Source organism: Nocardiopsis lucentensis DSM 44048, assembly GCF_000341125.1.
In the GTDB taxonomy this organism is placed as follows: domain Bacteria; phylum Actinomycetota; class Actinomycetes; order Streptosporangiales; family Streptosporangiaceae; genus Nocardiopsis; species Nocardiopsis lucentensis.
The window spans coordinates 1-16,587 of the sequence record NZ_ANBC01000773.1 but is presented as its reverse complement, the minus strand read 5'-3'; the positions used below and the strand labels follow the sequence as shown (position 1 = coordinate 16,587).

The window sequence follows — 16,587 nt, the reverse complement described above, 5'->3', positions numbered from 1 at the left end:
ACAAGGGGAATTCACACGCAACGAGAATGCGGGCGCGCCGAACACTCCGAGTACCCCCCTCTGCCCAGTACTCGGAGTGACCGGTCACCACTCAGTGGATTACTTCTTGTCCCCGTCCTCCTGCTCGGAGGGCGCGCTCTGCACGGTCTGCTCCTCTTCCGAGGCGCTGCGGTCAGGATCGGGGTCGCGCTGCGGGCTGACCCTCGCGACGGGACCATCGCCGGTGATGATCGCCTCGAACTGCTCGTCGATCGTCAACATCCTGGGCACACGGACTCCTTTTCTCACCGCACTCGTGTAGAGACGTAACGTCGCCCTACGTCGTCTGCGCAGCATCACGGGGGACTTCACCTCCTATGACGGAGGGCCACCCGTGGCGGTTCCGCCTGCGACACGCCACGGGTGGCATGTGTCCAACGAACGTCGGACCGGCCTGCACTCACGAGCCGTCCTCTCGCGGGAACCGGTCTCGTCGAACGTGTTCCACACTAGAGACATACTCTTCCGTTCCACTTACAGTCCACTTTCAGCGCGTGCCCACCGCCTGGACTGACAGAACGTCGTTACCCGCACACTCTGGGTCCTATTCATGGTCCTTGGCTAGTGCCTGGCCGAATGCGGACAGGATGAAAGTGCTCACGGAGCGCGCGGACGGACGCCACCGGAACGTTTCCCGTCTCACCGAGAACGGCGTTCCCGCGTCCTTCCCACATCGCGCGACAGCGAAACGGCGCTGAAAAAGTGTCCCATATCCATACCCGCGAACTCCCACCCGCATCCTGCACCTTTTCGGATGTTTAAGGTCACATGTCATGTTTCGTTGATGGACTTCCTCTCCGCGGTCCACCATGCCGGGCCGGCCGCCGGCCGCCGGCCCCGCACCGGAAGCCTGGAACCGGGCACCGAACCGAACACCCTCCGGTACCGCGTCACCCGCGTGGAGGCCGGGATCACACGAGGGGACTCCGGCCCGGAGACTCGGATCCGCGTCGACGTGGAGAACACCGGCTCCAGACCGATGGAGGTGTCCCGCGTCGACCGGACCTCGCGCCTCGTCCTCGAACCCGGCAGCCGTGTCCTCAGACGGCCGACAGGCATGATCCACGCTCAGCGGGCATCATCGTGCGTGGCGGATCGTTGTCCGGGAAGGGTGGACGGCCGGTCGGCCGAGTGCGACGCGAGAGAGGGAGGCGCCTGATGCAGGACGGCGACGGAAACGGCTGGGTGAGCCTGCCCGACGGGACCCGCCGGTGGGGGGTGTACGGCGCGGCCGGGCTGCTGCTGTACGCCACGGACATGACCGGGACCGGACACGTGCTTCTCCAGTACCGCGCCGGATGGACCCACATGGGCGGCACCTGGGGCATCCCCGGAGGTGCGCGCAACCGCGACGAGACCCCTCTGGAGGCCGCCGTGCGGGAGTTCCGCGAGGAGGTGGAGGGGGATCTCGGCGAGTTCACCGTCATCGGCGCCTACGAGCACGATCTCACCGTGTGGCGGTACGACACCTTCCTCGCCCGCACGTCCGCTCTGCTGCCGTTCCGCCCCGGCAACTCCGAGAGCGAGGAGATCCGGTGGGTGCCCGTGGCGGAGACGGCGGCGCTGCCCCTGCTCCCGGCCTTCCGTTCGACCTGGTCGCACCTGAGCGAGGACCTGACCGGCATCGGGAACCGCGCCGGACCGGGCACTCCGACGGGCGCCTGATCGTTGGCCCACCGTAGGGCGAGGCGCCGGACGCGGACCGCACCGTCCGTCCACGGGCCGACGGTGGGCGAACATGCGCGAGCGAATTGGGGGGAAGGTCAGGGACGAGCCCTGATGTCCCGACGGACCCCCTGGGCGCATGCTGGAGGGGACGGCCGTGCCACGAGCGGACGTCACATGATTCGACTGGAGCGGTGAACATGACGCTGGAGCGCGGTAACGCATTCACTCCCGTCGCCTCGGCGACGATGATCTGGCCTTGGGGAGCGTCGCTCGCGGGTGGCTCGGTGGCCGCGGCCCTGTCCTTCCTGATGAACTTCGGCCTGTCCGGAATCCCCGGTGCTGTGACGACCGGTATCTTCTTCTTCGCCCTGATCGGCGGGATCGGCGGTGTGATCCGCAAGAAGGGCGACCGGCGCGGCCGCCGATGGGCCGCCACCTACCCGTTCCGCTACGCGACCGCCCCCGCCCTGCTCGGCGGCGGCGCCACCGCCGTGATGAGCTACATCGCCTCCGTGATCGGTAGCTTCGCGATCTTCAGCGGGCTGTTCGGCGCCCTGTTCGCCGGACTGGGCGTGGGCCTGGTCCTGTGGGTGATCATCGGGGTCATCGCGATGGTGGTCGGGAACAAGAACGCCTAGGCTCGGTGTTTTCCGCCCGTGGGCGGAACCAGAACACTCACCTACGGGAGACAACCGGGCGCCGATGACTGAAGCTGCTCGTCAGAAGATGGTCGAGCGGGTCCGCGGGCTCCTCCGGATGGCGGAGGACCCCGCGGTCACCGATGCCGAGAGCCAGGCGTTCACCGCCAAGGCCGCCGAGCTGATGACCCGCCACGCGATCGCCGAGGCCGAGGCCCGAGCGGAGCGGGGAGAGGAACCCGACGCGATCAGCCGTATGGACTACGCGGTGCCGGGGGTGGGCGGCCATGGAAAGGCCCGGGTCCGGGCACTGGCCGACATCGCCGCGGCGTACGGCTGCCAGTCGGCGGTGCGCGGCAACACGGCCGAGACCACCGAGCGCACCATGATCCTCGTGGGCACGGTCAACGCGCTGGAAGCGCTGCGGATACTGCTGCCGTCGATCTCGATGCAGATGGAGGCGTCCGCGAGGTTCATGAGTTCGTCGCACGTGACCGATATCCGGGAGCTGCGCAATTACACGCGTTCGGAACTGGAGACCGAGCGCAAGCGCTACTACCGCTCGTTCGTCCGGGCGTACGGGCGCGCGGTGGCCGAGCGGATCCGGGAGTTTCGTACCCGTCTCCGGGAGAACGCGTCCCCGGAGGGGACCGACGGGACGTCGAACGGCTCCGACGCGTCGGAATCGAGCCGCGGCGCGGAACTCGTGCTGCGGGACGACGTCCACCGCGTGAACGAGGAGTTCCACAAACAGTTCCCGCAACTGCGCAAGCACCGCCCGGAACGCACCCACAGCGCGGCCGGGTACCGCGCCGGGTACCGGCGTGGGCGCGAGGCGGAGCTGGGGCTGGAGACCCCTGTGTCCGGCGGTGGGACGTCGACGCTGACCGGCGGCGACTGAGCCGCGTTCCGCGGGCCTTCCGCCTCGCTCCGGTTCGCCCGGCGCGGTCCTTCCTCAGGCGCCCTGGGCGCCCCTTGGGGCGGACGTTACAAGGAGCAGGCCCCGGCCGCACTGTCCACTGAGTTGTCCACAGGCCGCCCACACCTGGGGAACTTCGCTGTTCTTGCACGTCAAAGCCGAAATGCGAAGGATTTCCAACGTTGCTTCGGGGCTCTGGAACGACGATGACCCTGGGTTATCCACAGGAATGACACCGGGCCTGTGGATAACTTGTGGACAGCTGGGGAGAAACCACACCGAAAGCTCGTTCTCCCAGGTCAGGAAAGTCGGAGCGGTTGCACCAGATAGCGGAAGGACGGACGGTCGTCCTCCTTCGCCGGAACCTCGGTGAACACGGCGGGTTTGGTCGGCTCGGTGAAGTTGAGGCGCGCGGTGTCGGTCTCCACCCCCGCCAGCCCGTCCATGAGGTAGTCCGGGCGGAAGGCCACCCGCAGCGGGTCTCCCTCGTAGTCGGCGCTGATCGTCTCGACGGCCTGGGCGTCCTCACCCGAGCCCGCCTCCAGCACGACCTCGTTCCCGGCGAAGGCCAGCCGCAGCGGCGTGGCCCGGTCCGCCACCAGGGCGACGCGCTTGACGGCCGCGATCAGCGGCGCCACCGCGACCTCCGCCCGCGCTGAGAACTCGGCGGGGAACCACGAGGCGTACTTGACGAAGTCGCTGTCGATGAGTCGGGTGGTGGTGCGGCGCTCGCCGTTCTCGAAGCCGATCATGCCCTCGCCCGGAGCCGTGCCCGAACCCGCCGCGCCAGCGGACAGGGCGATGTCCACGTTGGACTGGCTGAGCAGACCGCGCACGACGTCGTTGAGGGTGCGCGCGGGCACCAGCGCCGCCGTGTCCAACCCCGGATCATCGGGCCGCCACCACAGTTCGCGGGCGGCGATGCGGTAGCGGTCGGTCGCGACCACGGTCAGCGTGTCACCGGAGAAGTCCAGGTAGGCGCCGGTGAGCATGGGAAGGGTGTCGTCCCGGCTCGCGGCCGGGGCCACCTGGCGAACCGCCGTGGCCAGGGTGTCCGCGGGAACGGAGCCGATCCGGTCGGGCATCCCGGGCAGGGAGGGGTAGTCCTCCAGGGGCATGGTCACGAGTGTGAAGCGCGCCGCCCCGCCCGTGACGAGGAGCTTCGACCCGTCCGCCTCGATGCGCACGGAGCCCTCCGGCAGGTTCCGCACGATCTCGGCGAGCAGGCGGCCGGGGACGAGGGCGGCGCCGGGCTCCTCGGAGAGCACCTCCACCGAGGCGCGCGCGGAGACCTCGTAGTCGAACCCGGACAGGTGCAGTGAGGTTCCGTCGCCGGAGACCTCCAGCCGCATCCCCGCGAGTACGGGGACGGCGGGCCTGGTGGGGAGCGCCCGAGCCGTCCAGGCGACCGCCTCGGCGAAGGCGTCGCGGTCTACTCGCAGTCTCACGGTGACTCCTCCTCATCAGGGTGGTTCACCGTGAACGTACCCACCGGGGGTGACAATCGACGGCCCCGCCGGGAGCCGGTCCGAGCGGGGCCGAGAGGAGTGGGTCTGGCGGGGTCACTTCTTGTTGGGGCGCAGCGTCCACACCACCGTCATCCGGCCGGTGACGGTGCCGTCGTCGGTGCGCAGCTCGATCTCGACCGGAAACTCCGGACGCTTGCCCTCGTCCAGTTCGGCGACGACCTCCTCACGGGTGCGTCCGAGCGTGGCCTCGGCGGTGACGTCGCCCATGGCGAGCTTGAGGTACCTGATCTCGGCGCTGACGGCGAGCGGGACGGCCCGCTCCAGCTGGTCGCTGAAGGCGCCGATGACGATGGCCCCGGAGGCCGACTCGGCCAGGGTGAACATGGCCCCGGCGTGGGGCCCGCCGACGTGGTTGTGGTGGTCGGCGTTGTCGGGCAGACGCATGACGGCGCGGTCGAAGTCGAGGTCGGTGAAGGTGACCCCGAGCGTGCGGGCGAAGGGCACCGCGGCCAGGAATCCGGACTTGACCATCTCCGCCGTCTCGGCGTTCATCTTTGCCATGACAGCAATGTTACTCCCGAGTAATGTCGCGGCGCCACCCGGGACGATCTTCAGTCCCCACGGGCTTTCCGTTAAGTCGATGTGAATGGTAGTTCTGGGTGATGACCGACTGGGACCTCCGCAAGTTGCGCGTGCTCCGCACCCTGGACGAACTCGGCACCGTCAGGGCCACCGCCGAGGCGCTCCGCATGACACCGTCAGCCGTGTCCCAACAGCTCTCCTCGCTGTCCACGCAGACCGGCGTCCCCCTGCTGGAGGCCCACGGGCGCCGGGTCCGGCTCACGGACGCCGCCCGCGTGCTGCTCCGCCACACCGACATCGTCCTCGCCCAGCTCGAACGGGCCGAGGCCGAACTGGAGGGCTTCGCCCGCGGGGAGGCGGGGCACGTGCGTGTGGGCGCCTTCGCCACGGCCATCCCACGACTCGTGGTCCCGGCGGTCAGCGCCCTGCGACGCGCCCACCCGGGGCTGACCGTCAAGGTGCACCAGGCCGACGCGGCCGAGGTCTACGACCTGCTCTCGGCCGGTGAGATCGACGTCGGCCTCTCCCTCGCCGCCCAGGCCCCCACCGGCCAGGACAGCCGCTTCGACCGGGCCGAACTGCTCACCGACCCCCTCGACGTGGCCCTGCCCGCCCACCACCGCCTGGCCAACGCGCCCGGCCCCCGACTGGCCGACCTGGCCGAAGGAGCCGTGGATCTACGGCGACGCGGGCCCCTGGCGGGACATCACCGTCGCCGCGTGCGCCCAGGCGGGATTCGTACCCGAACAAGCACACGTGGCGGCCGACTGGCGGGCCATCCTCGACATGGTCGCCGCCGGGCTGGGCGTCGCACTGATCCCACGGCTGGCCGCGGCCGGCCGGACCCCCGGCGTCGCACTCCGGGTACTACCCGCCGACCAGCCGCGCCGCCACGTGGTCTCCGCGGTCCGTTCCGGCGCGCGCGAACGGCCCTGGATCGCCCTCGTCACGCGCGCCCTGGGTGAGGCCGCCGCAAACGTTCAGTCTACCTAAACAGATTGAACAGAAAGTTTCGATGGACGTAACCGTTTTCTCCTGCGACTCTGAAAGGGTCCGCACAGACCGACCCTCAGGAGAGACATGACCGCACCGGCCCCCGTCGATCCGCGTGCCTTCAACGCCCAGCCGTACCAGGGAGGAGACCCCTACGCGGACTACCGCTCCGCCAAGCGCGACTTCTCCACCCTCGTCGACCTCGCCGATCGCCGACTGGGGGGCGGTGTCGTCGCCGCCAACGACGAGTTCTTCGCCGAGCGGGAGAACCTGCTCAAGCCCGAACCCGCCGTGTTCGACCCCGAGGCCTTCGGCCACAAGGGCAAGGTCATGGACGGGTGGGAGACCCGCCGCCGCCGCGGCGTGAGCGCCGAGCAACCGCACCCGACCAGTGACGACCACGACTGGGCCCTGGTCCGCCTCGGCCTGCCCGGCGTCATCCGGGGCCTCGTGGTGGACACCGCGCACTTCCGCGGCAACCACCCGACCGAGGTCAGTGTCGAGGCCGCGCACCTGGCCGGCACTCCCTCCACCGAGGAACTCCTCGCCGCCGAGTGGACCGAGATCGTGCCCCGCACCCACGTGTACGGGCACGCCGCCAACGACTTCGAGGTCACCCGGGAGCGCCGCTGGACGCATCTGCGGCTCAAGCAGTTCCCCGACGNGGCCCCGCCTGCGCGTGTACGGCGAACCGATCGCCGACCCCAGCTGGCTCGCCGCGCTGGACAGCTTCGACGTGGCCGCCCTGGTCAACGGCGGCCTGGTCGAGGACGCCTCCGACCGGTTCTACTCGCCGCCGGAGAACATCATCGCCCCGGGCCGCTCCGCCAAGATGGACGACGGCTGGGAGAACCGGCGCCGCCGCGACAAGGACAACGACTGGGTGCGCTTCCGTCTCACCGCGCAGGCGTCGGTCCGGGCCGTCGAGTTGGACACCGCCTACCTGAAGGGCAACTCGGCCGGGTGGGTGACCATCCTCGGCTGTGACGCGGAGAGCGACCCGGACACCTGGTTCGAGATCGTGGGCCGCACCAAGCTCCAGCCGGACAGCGCGCACCGGTTCCTGCTCGCCTCCCCGGTCACCGTGACCCACGTACGCACGGACGTCTTCCCCGACGGCGGCATGGCCCGCCTGCACGTCCTCGGCTCCCTCACCGACACCGGCCGCGCCGCCCTGGCCGGTCGCTGGGAGTCCCTCACCGGCTGACCCACCGGCCGGCCCGCCCCCGACACCGCGTTCCCGGCGTCGGGGGCGCGAACATACCGGGGTGTGGATTCACGGACGATGCCCTAACATGACTGGCGGAGACCAGCGCTCCTCCGGGAGGGTTCGCATAGCGGCCGAGTGCAGTGCTCTTGAAAAGCACCAAGTCCTTGACGGGACTTCGTGGGTTCAAATCCCACACCCTCCGCCGAAGCGGTGAGTCGTCGCAGGTCGGCGGCTCGCGGCGAAGACACCGAAGGCCGGTGGTCCGGGCCCGTCGCACATGTGTCGCGCACGGGCCGGGAAGCCACCGGCCTTCGGTGTTCCCGGACTCAGGCGGCACGGAGTGCGGCGGGAAGCGCACCGCCCCAGGGCCGGGGGCCCTCCCGATCACCTACGCGGCCATCAGCTGGTCGCTCCACCGCAGATCCGGGGACGGGAATCGCCCTACCGCGTCCTCGGTCGAAAAGCCCGGCCCGTAGGCGTCGGTCATCAAGGTCCGGGACCAGGCGACGCCCCTCGACCGCTGAGAGACTGAGGGGCATGTTCGAACGGTTCACCGACCAGGCGCGGAATGTGCTCGTACAGGCGCGGAGCGAGGCGGTCGCGCTCAGGCACAGACGTATCGGCGGCGGGCACCTGCTGCTGGGGCTGGTCCGGGAAGGCAACGGCCTCGCGGCCGACACGCTGGCATCTCTCGGGCTGAACCACGAGGCCGCTCGAACGGAAGTGGCCCGNAGGAGTTGGCCCCGCCGGAACCACCGACGGCTCGCCCCTGAGACGAAGAAGGCCCTGGAGGGCTCGCTGTACGCCGCTCTGGAGCGGGAGCACACCTTCATCGGGACCGAACACCTGCTTCTCGGACTGTTGCTCGAGGAACACGATGCGGCATCCCGCGTCCTCCGAAACCTCGGGATCCCTCCTGAGGACGTCGTCCAGCGCGTACACCGAACCCTGGACGAGCTGGCCGAGCACACGCGGGATCACGGCCGGGACCGGGCCTCCCCGCTTCGACTGATGCCAGAGCAGTAGCCGTGTTGGATCCGAGGAGACCCCCTCGGCGATGATTTTGGAGAGGCGGACATGGCCACGGTGTACACCAAGCAGGGGCGGCGAGTCATCGAGCTGGCCGTGCGGGAAGCAGTGGATCTCAGGCACGACAGCATCGGATCCGTGCACCTGTTGCTCGGAATCCTGCGCGTGGACGACTCCGTCGCGGCTCCCGTGCTGAGGTCTCACGGAGTCACCCACGCAGCGGTTCTGGCCGAGGTGGACCGGACCCGCCAACGGGGGGAACCGGGTTTCTGGAAGGAGTGGCGACGAAGTCGGAACCTGGCCCTGACCGAGGAGTGCAGGACGTCCCTGGAGCATGCTGGCGGGGAGGCTCTGGCGCACGGGTGTCTGATCGGCCCGGAGCATCTGTTGCTCGGTGTGCTGTGCGAGGACCACAGCGAGGTATGGCCTTTGGTGTGCGACCTAGGCCGCTCCCCGGACCAGATCTTCCACCAGGTCCACCAGATGCTGGACGACCCCGCAGGCGACACCCGGGAGGAGGCCCGTGGGTGAGCGGATCGACCACTGCGACGCCCCGAGGCACCGGCCGCGAACAGTACCTGACCCCGGTTCTGGCCGGAGTCGTAGGCCATGGCGTGCCCGTTCGGAGCGTGGCAGCAGCGCCTGTCCCCAACGCACACGGTGCCGGGAAACCCCCGGGAACGGCCGGAAGCCGTGAGCGTCCCCACCCAGGCCAGCGGTCGTGCGCACGCCCCGAAGCCAGGGGCTTTCCATGTCCACCCGGATGCGGTCACGCGCAACTCGAAGGACCCTGAAAGTGGTACGGAAGTTCCGTACCACTCACGATGGGAGACACCGTGTCCATCAGCGCCAGCGAGGCACGTTCCTGGCTGTTTCCCCTGTTGAAGAGAGTCAACGAGGACCACGACGTGGTGCGCATCAACTCGCGGCAGCACGGCGACGCGGTACTCATGTCCGCCGACGACTGGCGAAGCTGGCAGGAGACCGTCTACCTCCTCCGCTCGCCCGCCAACACCGCCCGGCTGCTGGAGGCCGTCGCCCGTGACCAGGACGAGTCCGAGGCCGTCGCCGCGACCGCCGACGAGCTGATCGCCCTGGCGGAGGACGAGTGAGGGCGACCCGCTTCGCCCCCAATGCCTGGGAGGACCTCCAGTTCTGGCTCCAGTCCGACAAGGAGACGGCACGCAGGGTCGCTCGGCTCATCTCCGAGTCCCAACGGACCCCCTTCGAGGGCATCGGCAGACCTGAGCCGCTGAAGGCCAATCTGTCCGGGTACTGGTCACGCCGGATCACCGACGAGCACCGGCTCGTCTACCGGGCTGACGACCGCGAACTGAGGATCGTCAGCGCCCGGTACCACGACGAACAGTCGAAACGGTCGGACCTTCGAATCACCCGTGCCGCCCCTACTCGTACTCCTCCGCGTGCTTGGGCAGCACCACGACCGGCACCGGCGAGTGGTGCAGGAGCCCCTGGCTGACCGACCCCAGCAGCAGACCGCGCACGCTCCCCCGCCCGCGCGAGCCCACGACGATGGCGTCCGCGCCCCGGGCCGCCTCGATCAACGCGTCCACCGGGTTGGACTGGGTGCGCACCACACTGACCCGGACCTCCGTGTCCTCGCGCTGCTCGTCGAGGACGTCGGCCAACGCCTCGGCCACGAGCTCCTGGGACTTCTGGTCCAGCACGTCGTCCTGCAGCTGGTACCCGGCCGCGGCCAAGCTGACGGGGTCGTAGGGGAAGGCGACCTCCCAGCTGTTGACCACGACCACCTCGCCGTCGTCCTCCTTCGCCAGGTCGACGGCCAGGCGCAGCGCACGGTGGGAGTTCGCGGACCCGTCGACCCCGACCACGACCCGGTTCAGCGACGTGCTCGCGGGCTTGCCGGCATCCCCCACCGGCACGACCACCACCGGACACGGCGCGTGCCCGGACAGCCGCACGCTGACCGATCCGGCGAACATCGACGCAACCGAACCCATGCCCCGGGTGCCGACCACGATCAGGTCCCCCGGGTGCGCCTGCCGGAGGATCGCCAGCGGAGCCTCCTCCATGGCCGTCAGGGTCCGGACCGTCACCGACGGCGCGATCGCCCGCGCGTACTCCACGGCACGCTCCAGCACCTGCGTGGCCTGTCCGGAGATCTCGTCGGTCGGGGGGAAGCGGACCGGGCCGCCGTAGGCCGTCACCACCAGCGGCATCCCCAGCGCGTAGACGATGGTCAGCGGTGTACCCCTGCGTCCGGCCTCGACCGCCGCCCACTCCAACGCCGCCCGGCCGTTCTCCGAGCCGTCCACGCCCACGATCACCTGGGGCGTGTGCTCCACCTTCTTGTCCGCCATGGCAACTCCCTTGGATCTGGATCCATCATCGCCGAGAAGGCACCCGATACCCGGGAACGGCACGGTTGCCCGTTCCCATATTCACCCACGCCTTCGGTGGACGTACGGCGCCCCCTCAATCGGTGTCCTCCGAGTGCGGCGGCAGCACGGCGACCGGGACGAGCGCGTGGTGCAGCACCCCCTGGCTCACCGAACCCAGCAGCAGACCGCTCACCCCGCCGCGGCCGCGCGACCCCACGACGATCAGGTCGGCGTTCCTCCCCGCCTCCAGCAACGCCTCCACGGGGTCGGCCTGCATGCGCACGGCACTGATGTCCAGGTTCTCCGTCTGGTCGTCGACCACCTCGGCGAGCACCCCCGCCACGATCTCCTCCGACTGACGGTCGAACACCTCCTCGTGCGCCTCCCGGGCATCGGCCTCCAGGGCGGAGACGTCCGCGGGCAGCGGCACCTCCCAGCTGTTGACCACCTCCACCGCCGCTCCACTCAACAGCGCCTCGTGCAGCCCGAAGCGGAGTGCCCGGCGCGAGGAGTCGGAGCCGTCCACGCCCACGACGATCCGGCCCTCGGGCGCCGGCGGCCCCACCGGGGTGGGTTCGTCCTTGTGGGCCGGAACGAACACCACCGGACACGGCGCCTCCGAGGTCGCCCGCGGACTCATCGACCCGTGCAGCATCGCGCGCACCGCGCCCAGGCCCCGGGAGCCGACCACGATCACGTCACCGTGTCGCGCCTCCTCCATGATCGCGTCCGGCGCGTCCTCCGCGGCCAGGACGGTCACGACGTCCACCCCCGGATGCGTGTCGCGCACCAGCTCGGCGCCGTCGTCCAGCAGGTCCCGCGCGTAACCGCGCGCCTCCTGGACCGCCAGGCGGCGCTCCGGCGTGTCGTGCGCGACCACGGAGTCCTCCCCCATACCGTGCACGATCCTCAGTTGCGCCCCGCGTCTGGCCGCCGCCTCCGCGGCCCACTCCAACGCGGCGTGGGCCGCGGGCGTACCGTCCACCCCGACGACGACGGCCGTCGGGCGATCCTCTGCGCTCATCCTCATCCCCTTCCCCTCCCCTTCATTGTCGGGACTCGGTCCGGGGAAACCGGGACCACCGCGCGCCGACCGGCTCACCCCCGCCGGGCGAAGCCCTCACCGACGCCCGCGGCCAAGCATAGGTAGGCGTCCCGGGTCGCGGGGGAGAGCTGGTCGAGATCCACCTCCGCGCCCTCCTCCAGGTGGCCGTCCCACGGCACCCGGACGACCGACCGGCACCGTCCGGAGAAATGCTCCTCCAGCCGCCCCAGGTCGACGCTGCTCCTGCTGTTGGAGCGGACCATCGACAACACGACCACGGCGCCCCGGACGAGGTTCATGTGACCGTGCGCCTCCAACCAGTCGAGGGTGGCGCTCGCGCTGCGCGCCCCGTCCACCGACGCCGAACTCACCAGCACGACCTGGTCGGCCAGACCCAGCACCCCCCTCATCGCGGAGTGGAGCAGACCGGTGCCGCAATCGGTGATGCAGATCGAGTAGAAGTGCTCGACGATCCGCGCGACCTCCCGGTAGTCGTCCTCGCTGAACGCCTCCGACACCGCCGGGTCACGGTCCGAGGCGAGGATCTCCAACCTGCTCGGCGCCTGGGAGGTGAATCCCCGGATGTCGGCGTACCGCGACACGAGGTGGCGCTCGTTGAGGAGGTCACGGATGGTGGCCGCGGTCTCCAGGCGCACCTTGTCCGAGAGCGTGCCCCGGTCGGGGTTGGCGTCCACGGCCAGCACGCGGTCTCCGCGCAGGGAGGCCAGGGTGGCACCGAGCGCGACCGAGGTGGTGGTCTTGCCGACCCCGCCCTTGAGGCTGAGGACCGCCACGCGGTGGTGCCCCGACGCGACCGGTGTGCAGGCGCGGGCGACGAGTTCCCGCTGGCGCAGCACCCGTGCCGACTCCCCGGGGTTGACCAGACCGAGGGTCGCCGTGTGCACGGCCTTGCGCCACCCCCCGCTCGGCCCCTGTCGGCGGTTGCGGACCAGTGTGGCGGCGTTGAGCGAGTCGGAGGTCTCGCGGCCCTCCTCCCCGGGACGGCCTCCGGTGTCCGGCTCGGGGTGCCGCATGGGCGAGGCCGCGGCGGCGCGCGGGCCGGTCAACGACGGCGGCGTCGGCCGCCACGGGGTGATGGCCCCGTCCGTGTCCGGGGCCGTGCCGAGCGCCGGCGGGTCGGAGGTCTCGGCCTCCAGCGGCGGCAGCTGCTCGGGTTCGGGCACGTCGGGGTCGGGCCGCAGCCGACGCGGCGCCAACGGGTCCGGGCCCTCCGACTCCGACCGGTCGATCCGCCCCGGCCGGAGCGGACGCCGCGGGCGCTCGCGCGGGGTCGGCGGCTCCTCCTCCGCCCCCTGGGCGTCCTCCGCGTCCCCGGGCGCGCGCCCGACCTCGTCGGCCACGCGTCCCTCGGCCGCCGGCTCCCCGGGTTCCGGATCCTCCGGAACCGCTTCCTCGGGGTCCGACCGCGCGGACTCCGCAGGCGGTGTGGTCTCGGGCAGCCGCGCGTAGGGCGGCGGAGGGGGCGCGGACACCTCGAATCCCCCGAACCACTGCTCACGCGGGCTGGGCGCGGACGCGGAGAGCGCCGGCCCGGAGATATCGTCCGGGGATGTCGGGGGAAGGCGGTCGGGATCCGGTCCGCTCTCCCCCTCGATGTCGCCGTCCCCCTCCGCGACGTCCGGAGGCGGTTCCCACAGCGGCTCGGCACGCTCCTCGTCGTGCGGGTCGCGCCCCGTCCCGGGGCTGCGGTCCGGCCCGTTCTGTTCCTGGTGTGCCACCAGAGTTCTCCTCAAGAGGCGTCAAGGGGTGTTGTGAGAGGGGAGGGGCCCCACGGGGAGCGGTCGGAGGTTGTCCCCGGTCCCACTCATACCCGCACATGCCAAGCAAAGCATGCCGGTCGGAAGGGAGATACGGACGGATCCCCGGACCCGCCCGCGGCCTTCACTGGGTACTGTCTGCCTCATGTACGCGATGCGCATCACCGAACCCGGAGGACCCGAGGTCCTGTCGTGGTCCGAGGTTCCCGACCCGGCCCCCGGATCTGGCGAGGTCCTCGTGGACGTGACCGCGAGCGCGGTCAACCGGGCCGACGTCGCCCAACGTCAGGGCACCTATCCGCCGCCGCCGGGCGCCCCCGAGTATCCGGGCCTGGAGTGCTCCGGCACGGTCGCCGCGCTCGGTCCCGGCACCGAGGGCTCCGGGTGGTCCGTGGGCGATCCCGTGTGCGCCCTGCTCTCCGGCGGCGGCTACGCCGAGCGCGTCGCCGTACCGGTGGGACAGCTCCTCCCGGTGCCGAAGGGCATCGGTCTCACCGAGGCGGCCGCACTGCCCGAGGTCGCCGCCACCGTCTGGTCCAACCTGGTGATGGTGGGCCGCCTCCGAGCCGGGGAGACGGTCCTCGTGCACGGCGGCGGCAGCGGGATCGGTACCTTCGCGATCCAGTTCGCCCGCGCCATGGGCGCGCGGGTGGCCGTCACCGCGGGCAGTGAGGCGAAACTGCGCGCCTGCCGTGAACTGGGCGCCGAGACCACCATCGACTACCACACCGAGGACTTCGCCGAACGCGTGCGCGCGGAGGGCGGCGCCGACGTGATCCTGGACATCATGGGCGGCTCCTACCTGGACGCCAACCTGAGGTCGCTCAAGACCGGCGGGCGCCTCCTGGTCATCGCGCTCATGGGTGGCCGACGCGCCGAACTCGACCTCGGCCGCATGCTCGCCAAACGGCTCTCGGTGCACGCGACCACGCTCCGGTCCCGCCCCGTCGAGGAGAAGGCGGCCATCACCGCGGGAGTACGGGACGGGGTCTGGCCGTTGGTAGAAAAGGGTGCCGTCCGACCCGTCATCGACCGCGTCATACCGATGCGGGACGCGGCGGAGGCGCACCGTGTCATGGAATCGAGCGCGCACACGGGCAAGATCCTGCTCAGCCGCTGACCGTGTGCCGACGACATCCGACAAAGGGGACTGATGACCAGCTCAGACGACCACAACGAACAGCCCCACGTCCTCGTGGTGGGCTCCGGGCAATCCCACGAGGAGGACGGTGACGGGCACCAGGAACCGCGCACCCTCACCGACATGGTGGAGCAGCCCGCCAAGGTGATGCGGATCGGCAGCATGATCCGCCAGCTCCTGGACGAGGTGAAGGCCGCTCCGCTCGACGAGGCCAGCAGGGCCCGTCTGAAGGAGATCCACACCTCCTCGATCAAGGAGCTGGAGGACGGCCTGGCCCCCGAGCTCATCGAGGAGCTGGAGCGGCTGACCCTGCCCTTCGCCGACGGCAGCGCGCCCAGCGACGCGGAGCTGCGGATCGCCCAGGCCCAGCTGGTCGGCTGGCTGGAGGGGCTGTTCCACGGCATCCAGACCACGCTCTTCGCCCAGCAGATGGCGGCCCGGGCCCAGCTGGAGAACATGCGCAAGGCGCTGCCGCCCGGTGTTTCCGGGTTCCAGGGCTCGGCAGGGCCCGAGGAGGGCGGCATGGCGGCGGGCGGCCCCTACCTGTAGCCCACGCACGAACGGAGCCCGCCCCCGTCCGGGGGCGGGCTCCGTGCCGTTCGTTCTTTCGCGCTACCGCTTCCTCGGTGCGGCCACCGGCTCCAGGACGTCGCGGCCCAGGTAGGGGCGCAGCGCCTCGGGGACGACGACCGAGCCGTCCTCACGCTGGTGGTTCTCCAGGATCGCGACGATCCACCGGGTGGTCGCGAGCGTGCCGTTGAGGGTGGCGGCGAACCGCGGCTTGCCCTCGCCGTCGCGGAAGCGGACGTTGAGCCGTCGCGATTGGAAGTCCGTGCAGTTCGACGTGGACGTGAGCTCGCGGTAGGTCTCCTGGGTGGGGATCCACGCCTCGCAGTCGTACTTGCGCGCCGCGCTCGTTCCCAGGTCGCCCCCGGCGATGTCCACCACGCGGTAGGACAGCTCGAGCTTGTCGAGCATCTCCCGTTCCCAGGCCAGCAGCCGCAGGTGCTCCTCGTCGGCCTGGTCCGGGTGGGTGTAGACGAACATCTCCACCTTGTTGAACTGGTGGACCCGGATGATGCCGCGGGTGTCCTTGCCGTANGGCCCCCAGCCGATGTAGCGGTTCGGCAGGGCGTCGGCGGGCAGGATCTCCCCGGCGTGGTACCCGGCCAGCGGCACCTCGGAGGTGCCGACCAGGTACAGGTCGTCGTTGCCGAGGTGGTAGACCTCGTCGGAGTGCTCGCCGAGGAAGCCGGTGCCCTCCATGGTCTCGGGCTTGACCAGGACCGGCGGGATCATCGGGGTGAAGCCCGCCTGGACCGCCTGGTTCATCGCCATGTTGAGCAGCGCCAGCTCCAGCTGGGCGCCCACCCCGGTGAGGAAGTAGAAGCGGGCGCCGGAGACCTTGGCGCCGCGCTCCATGTCGATGGCCCCGAGCATCTCGCCCAGTTCCAGGTGGTCGCGGGGGGTGAAGTCGAAGCTCCGCGGCTCGCCCACGGTCTCCACGACCCGGAAGTCGTCGACGCCGCCCTCGGGGGCGTCCTCCTGGACGATGTTGGGCACGCGCGAGAGCACGGCGTCCAGCTCGTCGGCGACTCGACCCGCCTCCGCTTCGGCCTCCTTGACGTCGGCGGCCAGTGCCTTGGCGCGCGTCAGGAGCTCCTCGCGCTCCTCGGGGGAGGCCTTGGAGACGGACTTACCCACACTCTTCTG

The 16,587-nt window shown here is 70.5% G+C and carries 16 protein-coding genes, 1 tRNA gene and 2 pseudogenes; 12 read left to right on the top strand and 7 right to left on the bottom strand.

Going from position 1 to position 16,587, the window contains the following annotated elements; all coding sequences use genetic code 11:
- Positions 1-99: 99 nt before the first annotated feature.
- On the bottom strand, positions 100-270 hold the full coding sequence (locus tag D471_RS41010; protein WP_017601499.1) for a hypothetical protein: 171 nt from the start codon (positions 268-270) through the stop codon (positions 100-102).
- Between the two features lie 927 nt (positions 271-1,197).
- Here D471_RS41010 and D471_RS0126970 point away from each other — a divergent pair.
- From D471_RS0126970 to D471_RS0126960, 3 genes are all read left to right on the top strand, one after another.
- Positions 1,198-1,704 (top strand): NUDIX hydrolase, encoded by a 507-nt coding sequence (locus tag D471_RS0126970; protein WP_017601497.1) that lies wholly within the window; start codon positions 1,198-1,200, stop codon positions 1,702-1,704.
- A gap of 200 nt (positions 1,705-1,904) precedes the next feature.
- Entirely contained in the window at positions 1,905-2,345 is a 441-nt protein-coding gene (locus D471_RS0126965; protein WP_017601496.1) for a membrane protein, read from the top strand.
- Positions 2,346-2,433: 88 nt separating this feature from the next.
- Complete coding sequence (locus D471_RS0126960) at positions 2,434-3,246, top strand: DUF2786 domain-containing protein (protein ID WP_017601495.1); 813 nt, start codon at positions 2,434-2,436, stop codon at positions 3,244-3,246.
- A gap of 317 nt (positions 3,247-3,563) precedes the next feature.
- Here D471_RS0126960 and dnaN read toward each other — a convergent pair whose 3' ends face one another.
- Positions 3,564-4,712 (bottom strand): DNA polymerase III subunit beta, encoded by a 1,149-nt coding sequence (gene dnaN / locus D471_RS0126955; RefSeq protein WP_017601494.1) that lies wholly within the window; start codon positions 4,710-4,712, stop codon positions 3,564-3,566.
- 114 nt (positions 4,713-4,826) lie between these two features.
- Positions 4,827-5,294: a DUF4442 domain-containing protein gene (locus tag D471_RS0126950; protein WP_040691487.1), complete on the bottom strand. Its 468-nt coding sequence runs from the start codon at positions 5,292-5,294 to the stop codon at positions 4,827-4,829.
- A 101-nt stretch (positions 5,295-5,395) separates the two neighbouring features.
- On the opposite strand from D471_RS0126950, the pseudogene D471_RS36420 reads away from it, so the two are divergent.
- The 7 genes and pseudogenes from D471_RS36420 (at position 5,396) to D471_RS38800 (ending at position 10,027) form a co-directional block, all read left to right on the top strand.
- A pseudogene (locus tag D471_RS36420) lies at positions 5,396-6,308 on the top strand (LysR family transcriptional regulator).
- 87 nt (positions 6,309-6,395) lie between these two features.
- Positions 6,396-7,515, top strand: a pseudogene (alc, locus tag D471_RS36415) (allantoicase).
- Between the two features lie 116 nt (positions 7,516-7,631).
- Positions 7,632-7,720, top strand: a tRNA-Ser gene (locus D471_RS0126930).
- Positions 7,721-8,055: 335 nt separating this feature from the next.
- Complete coding sequence (locus D471_RS0126920; protein ID WP_017601488.1) at positions 8,056-8,544, top strand: Clp protease N-terminal domain-containing protein; 489 nt, start codon at positions 8,056-8,058, stop codon at positions 8,542-8,544.
- A gap of 51 nt (positions 8,545-8,595) precedes the next feature.
- The gene (locus D471_RS0126915) at positions 8,596-9,078 is read left to right on the top strand and encodes a Clp protease N-terminal domain-containing protein (protein ID WP_017601487.1); all 483 of its coding nucleotides are present in this window, start codon (positions 8,596-8,598) and stop codon (positions 9,076-9,078) included.
- A 305-nt stretch (positions 9,079-9,383) separates the two neighbouring features.
- Positions 9,384-9,659, top strand: coding sequence for a type II toxin-antitoxin system Phd/YefM family antitoxin (locus D471_RS0126910; protein WP_026128112.1), 276 nt, complete (start codon positions 9,384-9,386; stop codon positions 9,657-9,659).
- Positions 9,656-10,027 (top strand): Txe/YoeB family addiction module toxin, encoded by a 372-nt coding sequence (locus tag D471_RS38800; RefSeq protein ID WP_083924343.1) that lies wholly within the window; start codon positions 9,656-9,658, stop codon positions 10,025-10,027. The genes D471_RS0126910 and D471_RS38800 overlap by 4 nt, the downstream gene beginning before the upstream one ends.
- Here D471_RS38800 and D471_RS0126905 read toward each other — a convergent pair.
- From D471_RS0126905 to D471_RS38795, 3 genes are all read right to left on the bottom strand, one after another.
- The gene (locus D471_RS0126905) at positions 9,954-10,889 is read right to left on the bottom strand and encodes a universal stress protein (RefSeq protein WP_017601485.1); all 936 of its coding nucleotides are present in this window, start codon (positions 10,887-10,889) and stop codon (positions 9,954-9,956) included. The two genes, D471_RS38800 and D471_RS0126905, sit on opposite strands and share 74 nt — an antisense overlap.
- A 115-nt stretch (positions 10,890-11,004) precedes the next feature.
- Positions 11,005-11,934, bottom strand: coding sequence for a universal stress protein (locus D471_RS0126900; protein WP_026128111.1), 930 nt, complete (start codon positions 11,932-11,934; stop codon positions 11,005-11,007).
- 74 nt (positions 11,935-12,008) lie between these two features.
- Positions 12,009-13,694, bottom strand: coding sequence for an AAA family ATPase (locus tag D471_RS38795; protein WP_017601483.1), 1,686 nt, complete (start codon positions 13,692-13,694; stop codon positions 12,009-12,011).
- Between the two features lie 184 nt (positions 13,695-13,878).
- Here D471_RS38795 and D471_RS0126890 point away from each other — a divergent pair, with 184 nt between their 5' ends.
- Complete coding sequence (locus tag D471_RS0126890; RefSeq protein ID WP_017601482.1) at positions 13,879-14,853, top strand: NAD(P)H-quinone oxidoreductase; 975 nt, start codon at positions 13,879-13,881, stop codon at positions 14,851-14,853.
- Between the two features lie 33 nt (positions 14,854-14,886).
- Positions 14,887-15,423, top strand: coding sequence for a bacterial proteasome activator family protein (locus D471_RS0126885; RefSeq protein ID WP_017601481.1), 537 nt, complete (start codon positions 14,887-14,889; stop codon positions 15,421-15,423).
- A 63-nt stretch (positions 15,424-15,486) separates the two neighbouring features.
- Here D471_RS0126885 and serS read toward each other — a convergent pair.
- Positions 15,487-16,587 (bottom strand): serine--tRNA ligase (serS, locus tag D471_RS0126880; RefSeq protein WP_017601480.1); only part of this gene is annotated, 1,101 nt, incomplete at its 5' end.

Coding starts and splice junctions, on each gene's coding strand:
- D471_RS0126970 (WP_017601497.1), top strand. CDS start 1,198: ATGCAGGACGGCGACGGAAACGGCTGGGTGAGCCTGCCCGACGGGACC.
- D471_RS0126965 (WP_017601496.1), top strand. CDS start 1,905: ATGACGCTGGAGCGCGGTAACGCATTCACTCCCGTCGCCTCGGCGACG.
- D471_RS0126960 (WP_017601495.1), top strand. CDS start 2,434: ATGGTCGAGCGGGTCCGCGGGCTCCTCCGGATGGCGGAGGACCCCGCG.
- D471_RS0126950 (WP_040691487.1), bottom strand. CDS start 5,294: ATGGCAAAGATGAACGCCGAGACGGCGGAGATGGTCAAGTCCGGATTC.
- D471_RS0126915 (WP_017601487.1), top strand. CDS start 8,596: ATGGCCACGGTGTACACCAAGCAGGGGCGGCGAGTCATCGAGCTGGCC.
- D471_RS0126905 (WP_017601485.1), bottom strand. CDS start 10,889: ATGGCGGACAAGAAGGTGGAGCACACGCCCCAGGTGATCGTGGGCGTG.
- D471_RS0126900 (WP_026128111.1), bottom strand. CDS start 11,934: ATGAGCGCAGAGGATCGCCCGACGGCCGTCGTCGTCGGGGTGGACGGT.
- D471_RS0126890 (WP_017601482.1), top strand. CDS start 13,879: ATGTACGCGATGCGCATCACCGAACCCGGAGGACCCGAGGTCCTGTCG.
- D471_RS0126885 (WP_017601481.1), top strand. CDS start 14,887: ATGACCAGCTCAGACGACCACAACGAACAGCCCCACGTCCTCGTGGTG.